The organism is Plantactinospora sp. BB1 (genome assembly GCF_003030385.1).
In the GTDB taxonomy this organism is placed as follows: domain Bacteria; phylum Actinomycetota; class Actinomycetes; order Mycobacteriales; family Micromonosporaceae; genus Plantactinospora.
Genome location: NZ_CP028159.1, coordinates 2,509,782 through 2,523,774, shown reverse-complemented (window position 1 = coordinate 2,523,774; position 13,993 = coordinate 2,509,782). Strand labels below are relative to the sequence as shown.

General features: G+C 72.0%; 10 protein-coding genes. 3 read left to right on the top strand and 7 right to left on the bottom strand.

The window, feature by feature from the left end:
* Positions 1-199: 199 nt before the first annotated feature.
* From C6W10_RS10860 to C6W10_RS10830, 7 genes are all read right to left on the bottom strand, one after another.
* Positions 200-1,954 carry a S1C family serine protease gene (locus C6W10_RS10860; RefSeq protein ID WP_107257960.1) on the bottom strand — a complete coding sequence of 585 codons (1,755 nt, stop codon included), beginning with the start codon at positions 1,952-1,954 and terminating at the stop codon, positions 200-202.
* Between the two features lie 62 nt (positions 1,955-2,016).
* Positions 2,017-3,627: a HAMP domain-containing sensor histidine kinase gene (locus tag C6W10_RS10855; RefSeq protein ID WP_234361694.1), complete on the bottom strand. Its 1,611-nt coding sequence runs from the start codon at positions 3,625-3,627 to the stop codon at positions 2,017-2,019.
* Positions 3,624-4,328, bottom strand: coding sequence for a response regulator transcription factor (locus C6W10_RS10850; RefSeq protein ID WP_107257959.1), 705 nt, complete (start codon positions 4,326-4,328; stop codon positions 3,624-3,626). Before C6W10_RS10850 ends, C6W10_RS10855 begins: the two co-directional genes overlap by 4 nt.
* Positions 4,329-4,423: 95 nt before the next feature.
* Positions 4,424-5,116 (bottom strand): PadR family transcriptional regulator, encoded by a 693-nt coding sequence (locus C6W10_RS10845; RefSeq protein WP_107257958.1) that lies wholly within the window; start codon positions 5,114-5,116, stop codon positions 4,424-4,426.
* 7 nt (positions 5,117-5,123) lie between these two features.
* The gene (locus tag C6W10_RS10840; protein WP_107257957.1) at positions 5,124-5,927 is read right to left on the bottom strand and encodes a DUF4097 family beta strand repeat-containing protein; all 804 of its coding nucleotides are present in this window, start codon (positions 5,925-5,927) and stop codon (positions 5,124-5,126) included.
* 127 nt (positions 5,928-6,054) lie between these two features.
* On the bottom strand, positions 6,055-7,002 hold the full coding sequence (locus tag C6W10_RS10835; RefSeq protein ID WP_107257956.1) for a 1-acyl-sn-glycerol-3-phosphate acyltransferase: 948 nt from the start codon (positions 7,000-7,002) through the stop codon (positions 6,055-6,057).
* A complete protein-coding gene (locus C6W10_RS10830) occupies positions 6,999-7,811 on the bottom strand; it encodes a GNAT family N-acetyltransferase (protein ID WP_107257955.1) in 813 nt (270 codons plus the stop codon). The genes C6W10_RS10835 and C6W10_RS10830 overlap by 4 nt, the downstream gene beginning before the upstream one ends.
* A 303-nt stretch (positions 7,812-8,114) precedes the next feature.
* Here C6W10_RS10830 and C6W10_RS10825 point away from each other — a divergent pair, with 303 nt between their 5' ends.
* The 3 genes from C6W10_RS10825 to C6W10_RS10815 all read left to right on the top strand — a co-directional run bounded on the left by C6W10_RS10825 (position 8,115) and on the right by C6W10_RS10815 (position 13,925).
* The gene (locus C6W10_RS10825; RefSeq protein WP_107257954.1) at positions 8,115-9,053 is read left to right on the top strand and encodes an ATP-binding cassette domain-containing protein; all 939 of its coding nucleotides are present in this window, start codon (positions 8,115-8,117) and stop codon (positions 9,051-9,053) included.
* Positions 9,050-9,880 carry an ABC transporter permease subunit gene (locus C6W10_RS10820; protein WP_107257953.1) on the top strand — a complete coding sequence of 277 codons (831 nt, stop codon included), beginning with the start codon at positions 9,050-9,052 and terminating at the stop codon, positions 9,878-9,880. The genes C6W10_RS10825 and C6W10_RS10820 overlap by 4 nt, the downstream gene beginning before the upstream one ends.
* 244 nt (positions 9,881-10,124) lie before the next feature.
* Complete coding sequence (locus C6W10_RS10815) at positions 10,125-13,925, top strand: multifunctional oxoglutarate decarboxylase/oxoglutarate dehydrogenase thiamine pyrophosphate-binding subunit/dihydrolipoyllysine-residue succinyltransferase subunit (protein ID WP_107257952.1); 3,801 nt, start codon at positions 10,125-10,127, stop codon at positions 13,923-13,925.
* Positions 13,926-13,993: the final 68 nt, after the last annotated feature.

Below are 13,993 nucleotides of genomic sequence, written 5' to 3'. Positions count from 1 at the left end.
CCTGGTCCGGGTGAGCCGGGCTCACCCCGACCAGGTGAAGCGGGAAAGGGGCGGTGACGGGAAGGAGCTGCGGGGCGCCTGGAGAAAGGGGAGCGGCGGGCGACCTGACCAACCCCCTTGGTCACGTCGCCCGCCGCTCTGGGGAGAAGGCTTTACTCCCGTGCGAAAGGTCTATCCCGAAGCGTACGTCGCTCTCTTCCTACGACGTTTCGGCGAGCGTCACGGTTGCGGTCTTTTCGACTCCGTTTCGGGTGTACGTCACCTGCACCTGGTCACCCACCTTGCCGGCCTGTACCGCACTGACCAGATCGTCGGCGTCGCCGATCTTCCGGTCGCCGAACTGGGTCACCACGTCACCCTGCTGGAGGCCGGCCTTGGCCGCCGGGCTGTTCGGCACGACACCGCTGACCAGCGCCCCGCCGTTCTCCGCCGGCGTGACCTGGACGCCGAGGGACGGGTGGCTGACCTTCTCGCCGCGCTGGAGCGCCTCGGCGACCGCCTTGGCCTTGTTGCTCGGGATGGCGAAGCCGACGCCGATGTTGCCGCTGCCCTGGCCGGCGGTGAGGATCGCGGTGTTGATGCCGATCACCTCCGCCTTGGTGTTGACCAGCGCGCCGCCGGAGTTGCCCGGGTTGATCGGGGCGTCGGTCTGGAGCAGGCCGGAGATCGAACTGACCGCGCCCTGCTGCGGCTGCTCGAACGGGTTCTGCTGCTCGCCCTCGCCACCGGCCCGGATGGTCCGGTCCCGGGCGCTGATGATGCCGGCGGTCACCGAGCCCTGTAGGCCGAGCGGGCTGCCCAGCGCCAGGACCTGGTCGCCGACCTGCATCGCGTCGCTGTCGCCGAGCTTCGCGACGGTCAGTCCGGAGACCCCCTCGGCCTTCACCACGGCCAGGTCGGTCTTCGGGTCGGTGCCGATCACGTCCGCGTCGGCGTTCTTGCCGTCGGCGAAGAAGACCTTGACGGTGCCGCCGTTGGCGCTGGCCACCACGTGGTTGTTGGTGAGCACGAAGCCGTCGGCGCTGATCACCACGCCGGAGCCCTCGCTGCTGCCCGTGCTGATCGACACCACGCTGTCCTGCACCTGGGCGGCGATCTTCGGCAGGTCGGCCGAGTTGATCACCGGTGCCGCCGAGTAGGTCCGGTTGGTCACCGTCGGCCCGTCGTCCAGAGCCGTCGCGATGGCCCCACCGGCGAGACCGGAGCCGACCATCAGGGCCAGCGCGGCCACGCCGACCGCCACGGCCCGGCCGACCCGGCCGGGACCGGAGCGACCCGGTGCCGGAGTGCCCGGGGTGGCCCAGGGCGGCACCGGGCCGCCGTGCTGCGGCGGCTGCGGGGCACCGGGGTGCCCCGGTGCCCAGGGCGAGTGGTGCTGGCCGCCGGTCGGCGCCTGCCACGGGCTGGCACCGGCCTGCGCCGGAGCATCACCGGGGCGCCCGGTGGGCGGGAGACTGTACGGCTGGCCGGAGGCGGGCGCCGTGCCGTAGGAGCCGGCGCCGTACGGCTGGCCGGAGGCGGGCGCGGCGGCGTAGGGGTTGCCGCCGTAGGAGTGTCCGGAGGCGGGCGCGCCGCCGTAGGGCTGGCCCGGGGCCGGCGCACCCGCGTACGGCTGGCCGGAGGCGGGCACCCCGCTGTACGGCTGCTCGGCGGTCTGCCCCGTCGCCGGGTATCCCCCGGCGTTGTACCGCTCGACACTCGGCGCTGCGGCGGTCGACGGCTCGGCGCGCTCGGTCGGGGTGCCGTCGGAGGTACCGGTGGCGGCGAAGCTGGCGGTCGGGTCGCCGGAGCCGGCGGGGGTTGCGGGGGTTGCGGCCGGGGCGGCCGGGTCGGCGGTCGAGGCGCCGGCGTCGGACTGCCCGCGGTCGTCGCGCGGCAGCTCGGCGGTGGGATGCGAGTGCTCGCGGTCGGCGGTCACCGGCCGCCGCTGCGGGTCGGTCTCGAAGTCGCTCATGGCTTTACCTTGCCCCCTCGCTCTGCGACGTACCTTGAACCTGCCTGAATATTGGCTGGGAATTACTCTACGTCGATTGATTCGGAGATCTCCGGCTCCTCGGAGGTCTCCGGCGCGCGCGGCAGCCGGACCCGGAAGGTCGCACCGCCACCCGGGGTGTCAACCACCTCGACGCTGCCGTTATGCCCCGCCACCAGGGCCGCGACGATGGCCAGCCCGAGCCCGGTGCTGACCCCGCCACCCGCCGCACGGGTCCGCGCGGCGTCCGCCCGGTAGAAGCGCTCGAAGACCCGCTCGGCCTGCTCGGCCGAGAGCCCCGGCCCGGTGTCGGCGACCTCGATCACCGCGTCGTCCCGTTCGGCTCGCAGCCGCAGCGTCACCGCCGCCTCCGGCGGGGTGTGGGTGAGCGCGTTGGTCATCAGGTTCCCGAGCACCTGCCGCAGCCGGGCGTCGTCGCCGAGCACCACCAGCGAACCGGCCCCGGGCTCGATCTCCAGGCTGATCGGGCGGTCCGGTGCGACCACCTTGGCGGCCTGCACCGCGTCGCTGGCCAGCACCGGCAGCTCCACCGGGGCCAGGGTGAACGGCCGTTCCCGGTCGAGCCGGGCCAGCAGCAGCAGGTCCTCGACGAGCAGGCCCATCCGGGCCGCCTCGTCCTCGATCCGGCGGATCAGCCGGGCGGTGTCCTCGGGCGAGCCGGTGACACCCTGCCGGTACAGCTCGGCGAAGCCCCGGATGGTGGTCAGCGGGGTACGCAGTTCGTGCGAGGCGTCCGCGATGAACTGCCGCATCCGCTCCTCCGAGCGCAGCGCCCGGGACTCCGACGCCTGGGCGGCGAGGGCGGCGTTGCGGGCCGCGGTCGCCGCGCTGCGGGCGTTCACCTCGGCCGCCCGGGCCGCCGACTCCGACGCGGCCCGGGCGGTGAAGGCCATCTCGATCTGGCTGAGCATCGTGTTCAGCGCCCGGGACAGCCGGCCGAGTTCGGTTTTCGCCTCGACCTCACCGGGCTCCGGATCGGGTACCCGTCTGGAGAGGTCTCCGCCGGCGATGGCCGCCGTGGTCCGCTCGATCTCCACGAGCGGTTTCAGACTGGTACGCACGATCGCCGCCCCGGCCGCGGCGAGCGTGATCAACACCGAGCCGCCGACGAGTACGTCGATCCAGATCAGTTCCTTGACCGCCAGGTCGACGTCGGTCAGGTGCTGCCCGACCGCCAGGAAGGTGCCGTTCGGCCACTGCACGACCAGCATCCGCCAGCGGAACCGGTGGTCGGTCGAGGAGACGGTGAAGAAGTCCTTGCCGGCGTGCCGCTCGTACCAGTCGGGGTCGCTGAGCGCGCCGGGCAGGTTGGTCGGGTCGAGCGTCCGGTCGTAGAGCGGCTGGAAGAAGCCGGCCTCCCGGTCGGCCCGGACGATCAGATAGTCGGTCGGCAGGGCGCTGCGGCCGGCCGCTATCGCCTCGTAGAGCTGCTCGACCTGCGCCGCGTTCGCGTCACGGGCGAAGCTCGCCAGTTCCTTGTCGATCCGGCCGACCAGATAGCTGCGCAGGAAGAAGGCGGTCATCACGCTGATCACCACCAGCGCGGCGGCGACCAGGACGAGTACGGCGGCGACGAGCTTGACCCGCAGCGGCGTGGCGCGGAGCCGCCCCTTCAGCGGCAGGGCGACATTCACGCCGCCGGCTTGCGGAGCACGTATCCCACCCCGCGCAGCGTGTGGATCAGTCGGGGCTGGGTGGTGTCGATCTTGCGCCGTAGGTAGGAGATGTAGGACTCCACGATGTTGTCGTCGCCCCGGAAGTCGTAGTTCCAGACGTGGTCCAGGATCTGCGCCTTGGAGAGCACCCGGTTGGCGTTGAGCATCAGGTAGCGCAGCAGCTTGAACTCGGTCGGCGAGAGCTGCACCCGCCTGCCGGCCCGGTGCACCTCGTGGGTCTCCTCGTCCAGTTCCAGGTCGGCGAAGGTGAGCCGGGACGGCGCGTGTTCGCCGGTGGCCGTACGCCGCAGCACCGCGCGGATCCGGGCGGTCAGCTCCTCCAGGCTGAACGGCTTGGTGACGTAGTCGTCGCCGCCCAGGGTCAGCCCACGGATCTTGTCGTCGGTCGCGTCCCGGGCGGTGAGGAAGACAACCGGGGTACGGGTGCCGCCCTCGCGGAGCAGCCGGATCACCTCGAAGCCGTCGAGATCGGGCAGCATGACGTCGAGCACGACCAGGTCGGGTCGCCGCTCCTTCGCCGCGCTGACCGCCGCGCTCCCACTGGTGGCGGTGGCCACGTCGAAGCCGGCGAATCGCAGGCTGGCGGAGAGCAGCTCGAGAATGTTCGGGTCGTCCTCGACGACCAGTAGCCGGGCCTCGCTCTGCGTTGTCGCTGCCATCTCGCCATCATCCGCGCCTCCCCTGCGGCTCGGCTGAGCATCCCCTGAAAACTTTCTGAGAGCCGGCCCAGAGATCATCGAGCGGCCTCGGGAGATCAGCGGAGCAGCCGGCGAAGGCCGTCCAGCGCACCGTGCAGCAGCCGGGCCGCCGTACGCAACTGAGGCTCGGTGAACCGGCCGCTGCGGGCCAGCGCCCGCACCTCGGTGACGAAGAGCAGCAGCTGCCGGTCGAACTCGGCGGCCGGGTCGTCCCCCTGCGCCGCCGACCAGCCCTGCTCCACCCGCTCACCGGCACGCGGCCCGGCCGACCAGCCGGGACCGCCCGAGCCGGAACCCGCCGCCGGGCCGGAGAACCCCGCACCCGGGTACGCCGGGCCGGGCGGGGAGCCCCGGCGGGACTCCCGGGCCGCGGCCCGCAGCTCCTGTTTCAGGTCACGCACCGAGCCGCGTACCTCGGAACGGATCTCACCGGCCAGTTTCGCCAGGTCGGAGACGGAGGCGCGGATCTCCGACTCCAGGCTCGCCACCTCGTCGGCCCGCTGCCGCAGCTCGGCCCGGCCCGCCTCGGTGATCCGGTAGACCTTCCGGCCGCCGACGGCGTCGTGCGTGACCAGTCCCTCCGCCTCCAGCCGGGCCAGCCGGGGATAGATCGTGCCGGCGCTCGGCGCGTACAGGCCGAGGAAGCGCTCCTCCAGCAGCCGGATGAGTTCGTAGCCGTGTCTCGGCCCGTCGTCCAGGAGCTTGAGCAGATAGAGCCGGAGCCGGCCGTGGCCGAACACCGTCGTCATCTCGTCCTCACTCCGCCGACCGTCGGGCCAGCAGCACGATGCTTCCGGACATGGTGGTGGCGCGGAGACTACCTCCCCCGGCGCCGAGCGTTCCCCGGCGGTCGCTCGACCAGCTCGGCGCGGGGCCCGCCGCGAGCTGCGGGAAGTCCGTGGTGATCTGGCCCGAGGTGGTGTGCAGGTGCACGTCGAGGTCGCTCTCCTCGGGCACCCGTACGGTCACGCTGCCCGAGGTCGCGCCGAGCTGGATCTCGCTCCCGCCCGGGTCGCCGAGGTCACAGGTGATCGCCCCGGAGACCGTACTGGCCCGGACCCGTTCGGCGGTCCCGTCGGCCAGGATCAGCTCGCCGGAGACCGTCTCCATGGTCAGGTCACCGGCGACGCCGAGCGCCTCCACCGGCCCGGAGACCAGCCGCGCCTTGGTCCGACCGGCGAGCCCCATCAGGGTCACCTGGCCGGCGGTCACCTCCACCTCGGTCGCCTCGACCAGTCCGGACGCGACCACCGCGCCCTCGTACAGCCGCAGGTCCACCCGCACCCGGGCCGGTACCCCGATCGAGATCTCGGGTCCGCCGCCCAGCCCGAACCAGCGCAGCAGCAGTGTCCAACTCCCGAACGTCCGGTGCCGGACGGTCAACCGGCCGTCGTGGTGCTCGACGACCAGCGGACGCCGGTCGGTCCGGGTGACCTCGATCCGGGCCGGGCCGTCGGTGCCGACCACGTTGACCCGGCCGGAGTTGAGCCGGACGACGAGCTGGTCGACCGGCTCGGTGAGGGTCAGCCGGCGCGGCCCGTCCACGGTCCAGCTCGGCATGGCGACTCCCCTGGTGCTGGGGCCGGTCCGGCCGGCGGGCGCGGCACGAACGGCGGGCGGGCGTGCTGCCACGATAACGCGATACATCGCGTTTCCGGAACGTCCCTCCGACCGGTCGGCGATGCCGTCAGGCAGCCAGCTCCAGCGCCGCCCCGCCGGCCGGACCCCGCACCGGGGCGGGCGCACCGGCCGCCCGTACCGCCGCCTCGGCGGCCGTGGCGAGCCGGCGACGGTCCGCCGGACGGTCCAGGCCGGGCTGGTCGACCACGGTCAGGGTCACCACCAGACCGCGCAGCGCCAGCACCCGGCGTACCGAGGTGTAGAGGCTCTCCTCGGCCAGGAAGGCCGCGGCGGTGGTGTCGGCGGCCCGGACCGCACCGGTCGTCGGGTCGGTGAACTCGACGCGGTAGCCGAGGTGCACCGGCACCACCGGGGCCGCCGCGTCGACGGCGGCCTGGAACATCGCCGGACGGAACCGGACCGCCCAGCCACAGTCGCCGGCCGCCGGGGGCAGGCCGCACCAGGTCGTACCCTCCGGAAAGACCGCCACCACCCCGCCGGCCCGGAGCACCTCCGCCACCTCGGCCACGGTTCCGGGCAGGGTGCGCGGCCGGGTCCGGTCGATGAAGACGGTGCCGCCGAGCGCCGCCAGCGGCCCGATCAGCGGCCAGCTCCGCACCTCGTGCTTGGCCAGCAGCCGGGCCGGGGTCACCGCGAGGACGGTGACGACGTCCAGCCAGGAGACGTGGTTGGCCACCAGCAGGGCCCGGCGCAGCGGCGGCCGGCCCCGCACGACGAGCCGGATCCCGGCGGCCCGCAACACGCCGCGCGCCCAGGCCCGCCCGGCGACCTGGCGGCCGGCGCGGGAGAGCACCGGCAGCAGCGGCAGCAGCAGCCCGCCGAAGAGCAGGGCGCCGACCAGCGCCACCAGTCGACCCAGTTGGCGGGCCGCGGAGACCCCCGGCGTCCGGGCGGGGTCGGGCAGGCAGGCCGGCCCGCAGTCCGAGTGCGGCCGCCAGAGCGACCCGCCGGGTCGCGCCGAACCGGCCGGGACCGGGCGGCTCCGGGTCTTCACCGGTCCGGGCCGAGGAAGTGCCGGCGGTACCGGTCGGGCATCCGGTCCATCGAGAGCAGTACGTAGAAGTCCGCCACGTCGAACTCCGGGTCGTACGCCGGTTCTCCGCAGACCCAGGCGCCCAGCCGCAGGTAGCCGCGGAGCAGCGGCGGCATCGCCACCCGGCCACCGGCGGCGGCCGGCGCCCCGGTCGGCACCGGTGACCGCCCGGCCGCCAGCGCCGCCGCGCCGGTCGGTTCGGCCAGCCAGGGCCGGTGTGGCCGGACCCGCATCGGCGGCGGCGAGAGGTGCCGGCGCCGCACCTCCGACCAGACCCCGGCGGCCGTCGCCCCGGCGTCGTCCAGCGGGACCGAGGTGCAGCCGGCGAGCCAGCGCAGGCCGCGCAGGTGCAGATAGCGGGCGATACCCGCCCACATGAGGTTGATCACGGCGCCGTTCCGGTGCGCCGGGTCGACGCAGGACCGGCCGATCTCGACCACCTCGTCGCGGAGCGGCGCGAGCGGGGAGAGATCGAACTCACCCTCGGCGTACCGTCGGCCGGCCCGGGCGGCGCGGTCCGGCGGCAACATCCGGTAGGTGCCGACCACCGCCCCCGACTCGTCCTCGCGGACGACGAGGTGCTCGCAGTACGGGTCGAACTCGTCGACGTCGAGTCCGGCCACCGGTGAGTGGAGCGTGGCGCCGAACTCTTCGACGAAGACGGCGTGCCGCAGGCGCTGTGCGGCGGCTACCTGCGCCGCGCCCTCGGCGAGCAGCAGGGTGTATCCGCTGGTCCCGGTCTGTGCCGGGGTGGTGAGCAGAACGGCCATGCTTTCTGTGTAGGCCCCCGGGCTGCCCTGGACGTGTCGACCGACGGCCGATGGTGTGTCGATCCGGTGAACGGGATGTGGTATGACCCGGGCAGTCTCGCGCGCCGCCCCCCGGCAGCTCGTCCGAGCTGGTAAATTTCGCCCCTCCTCCCCAGATGCCGCGCGGCTCGTGCTGTAGGAGGACGGGCTCCTGCCCAGGTATGACGACCGGTTACGCAATCATCCCGATTGACCGCGCGGCCCACAATGTCGACGCTGGGTGACGGCGCGGCCGGTACGGCTGCGCTCACGGAGGGGAGAGAGATGTCCGACGGGCGACAGAGCCCAACGGCCGGAGGTGGCCAGATAGTGGTCTCCGGTCTTACGAAGGTCTATCGCAATGTCCGGGCGGTCGACAACCTGTCGTTCACCGTCGAGCCCGGCCGGGTGACCGGCTTCCTGGGGCCGAACGGTGCCGGCAAGACGACGACGCTGCGGATGCTGCTCAACCTTGTCGCGCCGACGGCGGGCACCGCGACGATCGGCGGTACCCGCTACGCCGACCTGTCGCAGCCGATCCGGCACGTCGGCGCGGTGCTGGAGGCGTCCAGCGCGCACAAGGGCCGTACCGGGATCAACCACCTGCGGGTGACCTGTGCGGCTGCCGGGCTGCCGAAGCAGCGGGCCGACGAGGCGCTGGCGCTGGTGGGGCTCACCCCGGCGGCCAAGCGGAAGTTCAAGGGTTACTCGCTCGGCATGAAGCAGCGGCTCGGCATCGCCGCCGCGATGCTCGGCGACCCCCGGGTGCTGATCCTCGACGAGCCGGCCAACGGTCTCGACCCGGAGGGCATCCGGTGGATGCGCGGCTTCCTCAAGGCGCTCGCCGCCGAGGGGCGTACGGTGCTGGTCTCCAGCCACCTGCTCTCCGAGATGCAGCTGCTCGCCGACGACGTGGTGATCATCGCGGCCGGCAAGCTGGTCCGGCAGGGCCGGGTCGACGAGGTGGTCGGCTCGATGGCGCAGACCGGCAGGGTCCGGGTCCGGACCCCGCAGGGTGACGAGCTGACCGCGGCGCTGGCCGCCGACGGTGTCCGGGTGACCCGGGACGAGGACGGCGCGCTGCTGGTCGAGGGGGCGGACGCTCCGGCGGTGGGCCGGGCCGCGCTGGCGGCAAAGGTCGAGCTGCACGAGCTGACCACCGAGCGCCCCGACCTCGAAGGGGTCTTCCTGGAGCTGACGGCCGGAAAGGCGGGGATCCGATGAACCTGGTCCGGTCCGAGCTGCTGAAGATCCGTACGACGAACACCTGGTGGGTCTTCGGGCTCATCACGCTGCCCCTCTGGGCGCTGACCCTGATGATCAACTACTTCCAGTCGCAGGCGCTGCTCGATCCGGCCGGCGTCGGGGTGCCGGAGGCCGACGCGCAGAACGCGCAGTTCCAGGCGGCCGGCGAGCACGTCAACGTCGCGGCGAACCTCTACACCAACGGCCAGTTCTTCGGCGTGCTGATCGTGATGCTGCTGGGCGTGATGGTGGTGACGAACGAGTTCTTCCACCAGACCGCCACGACCACCTTCCTGACCACGCCGCACCGTACCGCCGTGGTGGTGGCGAAGCTGGTCGCCGCCGGCATCCTCGGGTTGATCTTCTGGGTGGTCACCACCGGGCTCAACCTGATCTTCACTCCGCTGATCCTGAACAGCCTGGACGTGTCGAGCCAGCTCGGCAAGGGCGCGATCTGGCAGGCGATCGGCCTGAACGGGCTGGCGTACCTGCTCTGGGCCGTCTTCGGGATCGGGTTCGGGGTGCTGATCCGCAGCCAGATCGGTGCCACCGTCACGGCGCTGCTGGTCTACCTCGCCGGCTACATCGGGGCGATCATCGTGCTGTCGATCCTGGCCGACCGGTTCGGCGACTGGATCAACAACCTTCAGTTGATCGTCCCGTCGCTCGCCTCCCAGTTGATGGCGACCGGCACCGACCTGCCGGGCAGCCCGCCACGGTGGGCCGGGGCGGCGGTCATGATCGCGTACGCGGTGGTGACCGGCACGATCGGCACGCTGATCATGCGCAAGCGGGACGTCTCCTGACCCCTGGGACAGGAGTCATCGGGTCGTCGGAGCCCGGTCGGGGTCAGTGCCCCGGCCGGGCTTCGGCGTTACTCCGACGGCCGACAACTCGCAAAACCTGTGAAACGCGACACGGGCCCGATGCGACAATGCTGTCGGTTACCGCACGGCGTAGCCTTGGACCCGTCTTTCGACGCAGCCCCCCGGACCGGTGGGCAGGAGACCGCGTGACACACAACCCGCGTGAAAGAGGCGATTACCGGCCGTGTCGACCCAGCAGACTTCGCAGGAAAATCCACTGGCGGGGTTCGGCCCCAATGAGTGGATCGTCGAGGAAATGTACCAGCGCTACCTCGCCGACCCCGCCAGCGTCGATCCAGCCTGGCACGACTTCTTCGCCGACTACCGACCCGCCGCCGCGCAGTCCGGCCCGGACGGCGACACCGACGACGCCAAGGTGAGCGGCGGGAAGGGCGGCTCCGGCACGGCCGTCGAGAAGCCTCCCGCGACCGCGCGCACCTCCGCCAGGACCGAGGCCGCGCCGGCCACCCCGGCCAGCAGCCCGGCGCCGGCCAAGCGCGCCACCCCGGCACCGGACGGCAAGGCCGCCGCCGCGCCGAAGCCGGCCGCGAGCGCGCCGAAGGCCGCCGCGCCGAGCACCGCCGGCAAGGCCGCCGCACCGGGTACCGCCGGCAAGGCCGCCGCGGCCAAGCCCGCCGGCAGCCAGACCACCCCGCTGCGCGGTGTGGCCGCCCGGATCGTGCAGAACATGGACGCCTCGCTGTCGGTGCCGACCGCGACCAGCGTCCGCGCGGTACCGGCGAAGCTGCTGGTCGACAACCGCATCGTGATCAACAACCACCTCGCCCGGGGCCGGGGCGGCAAGGTCAGTTTCACCCACCTGATCGGGTGGGCGCTGATCAAGGCGCTCGCCGAGCACCCGGAGATGAACAACTCCTTCACCGAGGTCGACGGCAAGCCGGCGCTGGTCAAGCCGGAGCACGTCAACCTGGGCATCGCGATCGACCTGGCCAGGCCGGACGGCTCGCGCACCCTGGTGGTGCCGTCGATCAAGGCCGGCGAGCAGATGGACTTCCGGCAGTTCTGGCAGGCGTACGAGGACATCGTCCGGCGGGCCCGGCGCAACGAGCTGACCATGGAGGACCACGGCGGTACGACGATCTCGCTGACCAACCCGGGCGGGATCGGCACCGTGCACTCCCAGCCGAGGCTGATGGCCGGCCAGGGCACCATCATCGGGGTCGGCGCGATGGAGTACCCGGCGCCGTACCAGGGGATGTCCGAGGAGACCCTCGCCGAGCTGGCGGTCAGCAAGATCATCACGCTGACCAGCACCTACGACCACCGGATCATCCAGGGCGCGCAGTCCGGCGAGTTCCTCAAGACCATCCACGAGCTGGTCCTCGGCGAGCACGGCTTCTACGACGAGATCTTCACCTCGCTGCGCATCCCCTACGAGCCGGTGCGCTGGATGCGGGACGTGGCGGTCAGCTCCGAGGGGCAGATCGACAAGACCGCCCGGGTGATCGAGATCATCCACGCCTACCGGGTCCGTGGACACCTGATGGCGGACACCGATCCGCTGGAGTTCAAGATCCGTAAGCACCCGGACCTCGACGTACTCCAGCACGGCCTGACCCTGTGGGACCTGGACCGCACCTTCCCGGTCGGCGGCTTCGCCGGCAAGCAGAAGATGAAGCTGCGCGAGGTCCTCGGGGTGCTCCGGGACTCGTACTGCCGCCGCGTCGGCGTGGAGTACATGCACATCCAGGATCCGGAGGAGCGGCGCTGGATCCAGGAGCGGATAGAGCGCAAGTACACCAAGCCGGCGCCGGACGAGCAGAAGCACGTACTCAACCGGCTCAACGCGGCCGAGGCGTTCGAGACCTTCCTCCAGACCAAGTACGTCGGCCAGAAGCGCTTCTCGCTGGAGGGCGGCGAGTCGCTGATCCCGCTGCTCGGCGAGGTGCTGGAGTCGGCCGCCGAGAACGACCTGGACGAGGTCGTGATCGGGATGGCCCACCGGGGCCGGCTGAACGTGCTGGCCAACATCGTCGGCAAGCCGTACGAGAAGATCTTCTCGGAGTTCGAGGGGCACCTCGACCCGCGTTCGACGCAGGGCTCCGGCGACGTGAAATACCACCTGGGCCAGGCCGGCAAGTTCACCACGCCGGACGGCGAGCACTCGATCAAGGTGTCGGTGACCGCCAACCCGTCGCACCTGGAGGCGGTCGACCCGGTGCTGGAGGGGATCGTCCGGGCCAAGCAGGACCGGATCGACCTCAAGCTGGAGGGCTACACCGTGCTGCCGGTGGCGGTGCACGGCGATGCCGCCTTCGCCGGCCAGGGCGTGGTGGCCGAGACGCTCAACCTGTCACAGCTGCGCGGCTACCGCACCGGCGGCACCGTGCACGTGGTGGTGAACAACCAGGTCGGCTTCACCACCGCCCCGGAATACTCGCGCTCCAGCCTCTACAGCACCGACGTGGCCCGGATGATCCAGGCGCCGATCTTCCACGTGAACGGCGACGACCCGGAGGCCGTGGTCCGGGTGGCCCGGCTGGCCTTCGAATACCGGCAGGCGTTCAACAAGGACGTCGTGATCGACATGGTCTGCTACCGGCGGCGCGGGCACAACGAGGGCGACGACCCGGCGATGTCCAACCCGCTGATGTACAAGATCATTGACTCGAAGCGGTCGGTCCGGAAGCTCTACACCGAGGAGCTGATCGGGCGCGGCGACATCACCGTGGAGGACGCGGAGGAACTGCTGCGCGACTTCCAGGCCCAGTTGGAGCGGGTCTTCAAGGCCACCCGGGACGCCGCCTCGTCGGCCCGGCAGGCCGCCCGGCCGCGCCGGCAGCCGGAGCCCGAGCCGCAGGTGGAGACCGCCACCACCGTCGCCGCGCTCCGCGCGGTCGGCACCGCGCACACCTCGCTGCCCGACGGCTTCACCCCGCACAAGCGGATCCAGCAGTTGCTGGACCGGCGGGCCAAGATGACCGAGGCCGGCAACATCGACTGGGGCCTCGGCGAGATCATCGCCTTCGGCACGCTGCTTCAGGACGGCGTCACGGTCCGGCTCGCCGGCCAGGACTCCCGGCGCGGCACCTTCGTGCAGCGGCACGCCGTGATCGTCGACTCCCGGACCGGGGCCGAGCACACCCCGCTGGCCACCCTGGCCGGCGACCGGGCCCGGTTCTTCGTGCACGACTCGCTGCTCAGCGAGTACGCGGCGATGGGCTTCGAGTACGGCTACTCGGTGGAGAACACCGAGGCGCTGGTGCTCTGGGAGGCGCAGTTCGGCGACTTCGCCAACGGCGCGCAGACCGTGGTCGACGAGTTCATCTCGTCCGGCGAGGTGAAGTGGGCCCAGCAGTCGGCGGTGACCCTGCTGCTGCCGCACGGGCACGAGGGGCAGGGCCCGGACCACACCTCCGGCCGGCCGGAGCGCTTCCTCCAGCTCTGCGCCGAGGACAACATGCGGATCGCCATCCCGAGCACCCCGGCGAACTACTTCCACCTGCTCCGCCGGCAGGCGCTCTCGCCGAAGCGCAAGCCGCTGGTGGTCTTCACCCCGAAGTCCCTGCTCCGGCACAAGCTCTGCGTCTCCAGTGTCGAGGACTTCACCACCGGCACCTTCCAGCCGGTGCTGACCGACAGCTCGGGCGTGGCGCCGGAGGCGGTCAAGCGGGTGCTGCTCTGCTCCGGCAAGGTCTACTACGACCTGCTCCAGGCCCGTACCGACCGGGGCATCACCGACACCGCGATCGTCCGGATGGAGCAGCTCTATCCGCTGCCGATCGAGGAGGTCCGGGCCGCGCTGGCGCAGTACCCGAACGCCGAGGACTTCGCCTGGGTCCAGGAGGAGCCGGCCAACCAGGGCGCCTGGTCGTTCGTCGCGCTCAACCTGCTGGAGCACCTGGAGGGGGTACGCCTGCGCCGGATTTCCCGGCCGGCGGCGGCCGCCCCGGCGGTCGGCTCGGCGAAGATGCACGACGCCGAGCAGTCGGCGCTGATCGAGGCGGCTCTGCCCCGCCCCTGAGGTAGGCGAGGAGGGGCCCCTTCATACGGAAAGCGATATGAGGGGGCTCCTCCCTCCAGCACCGTCGA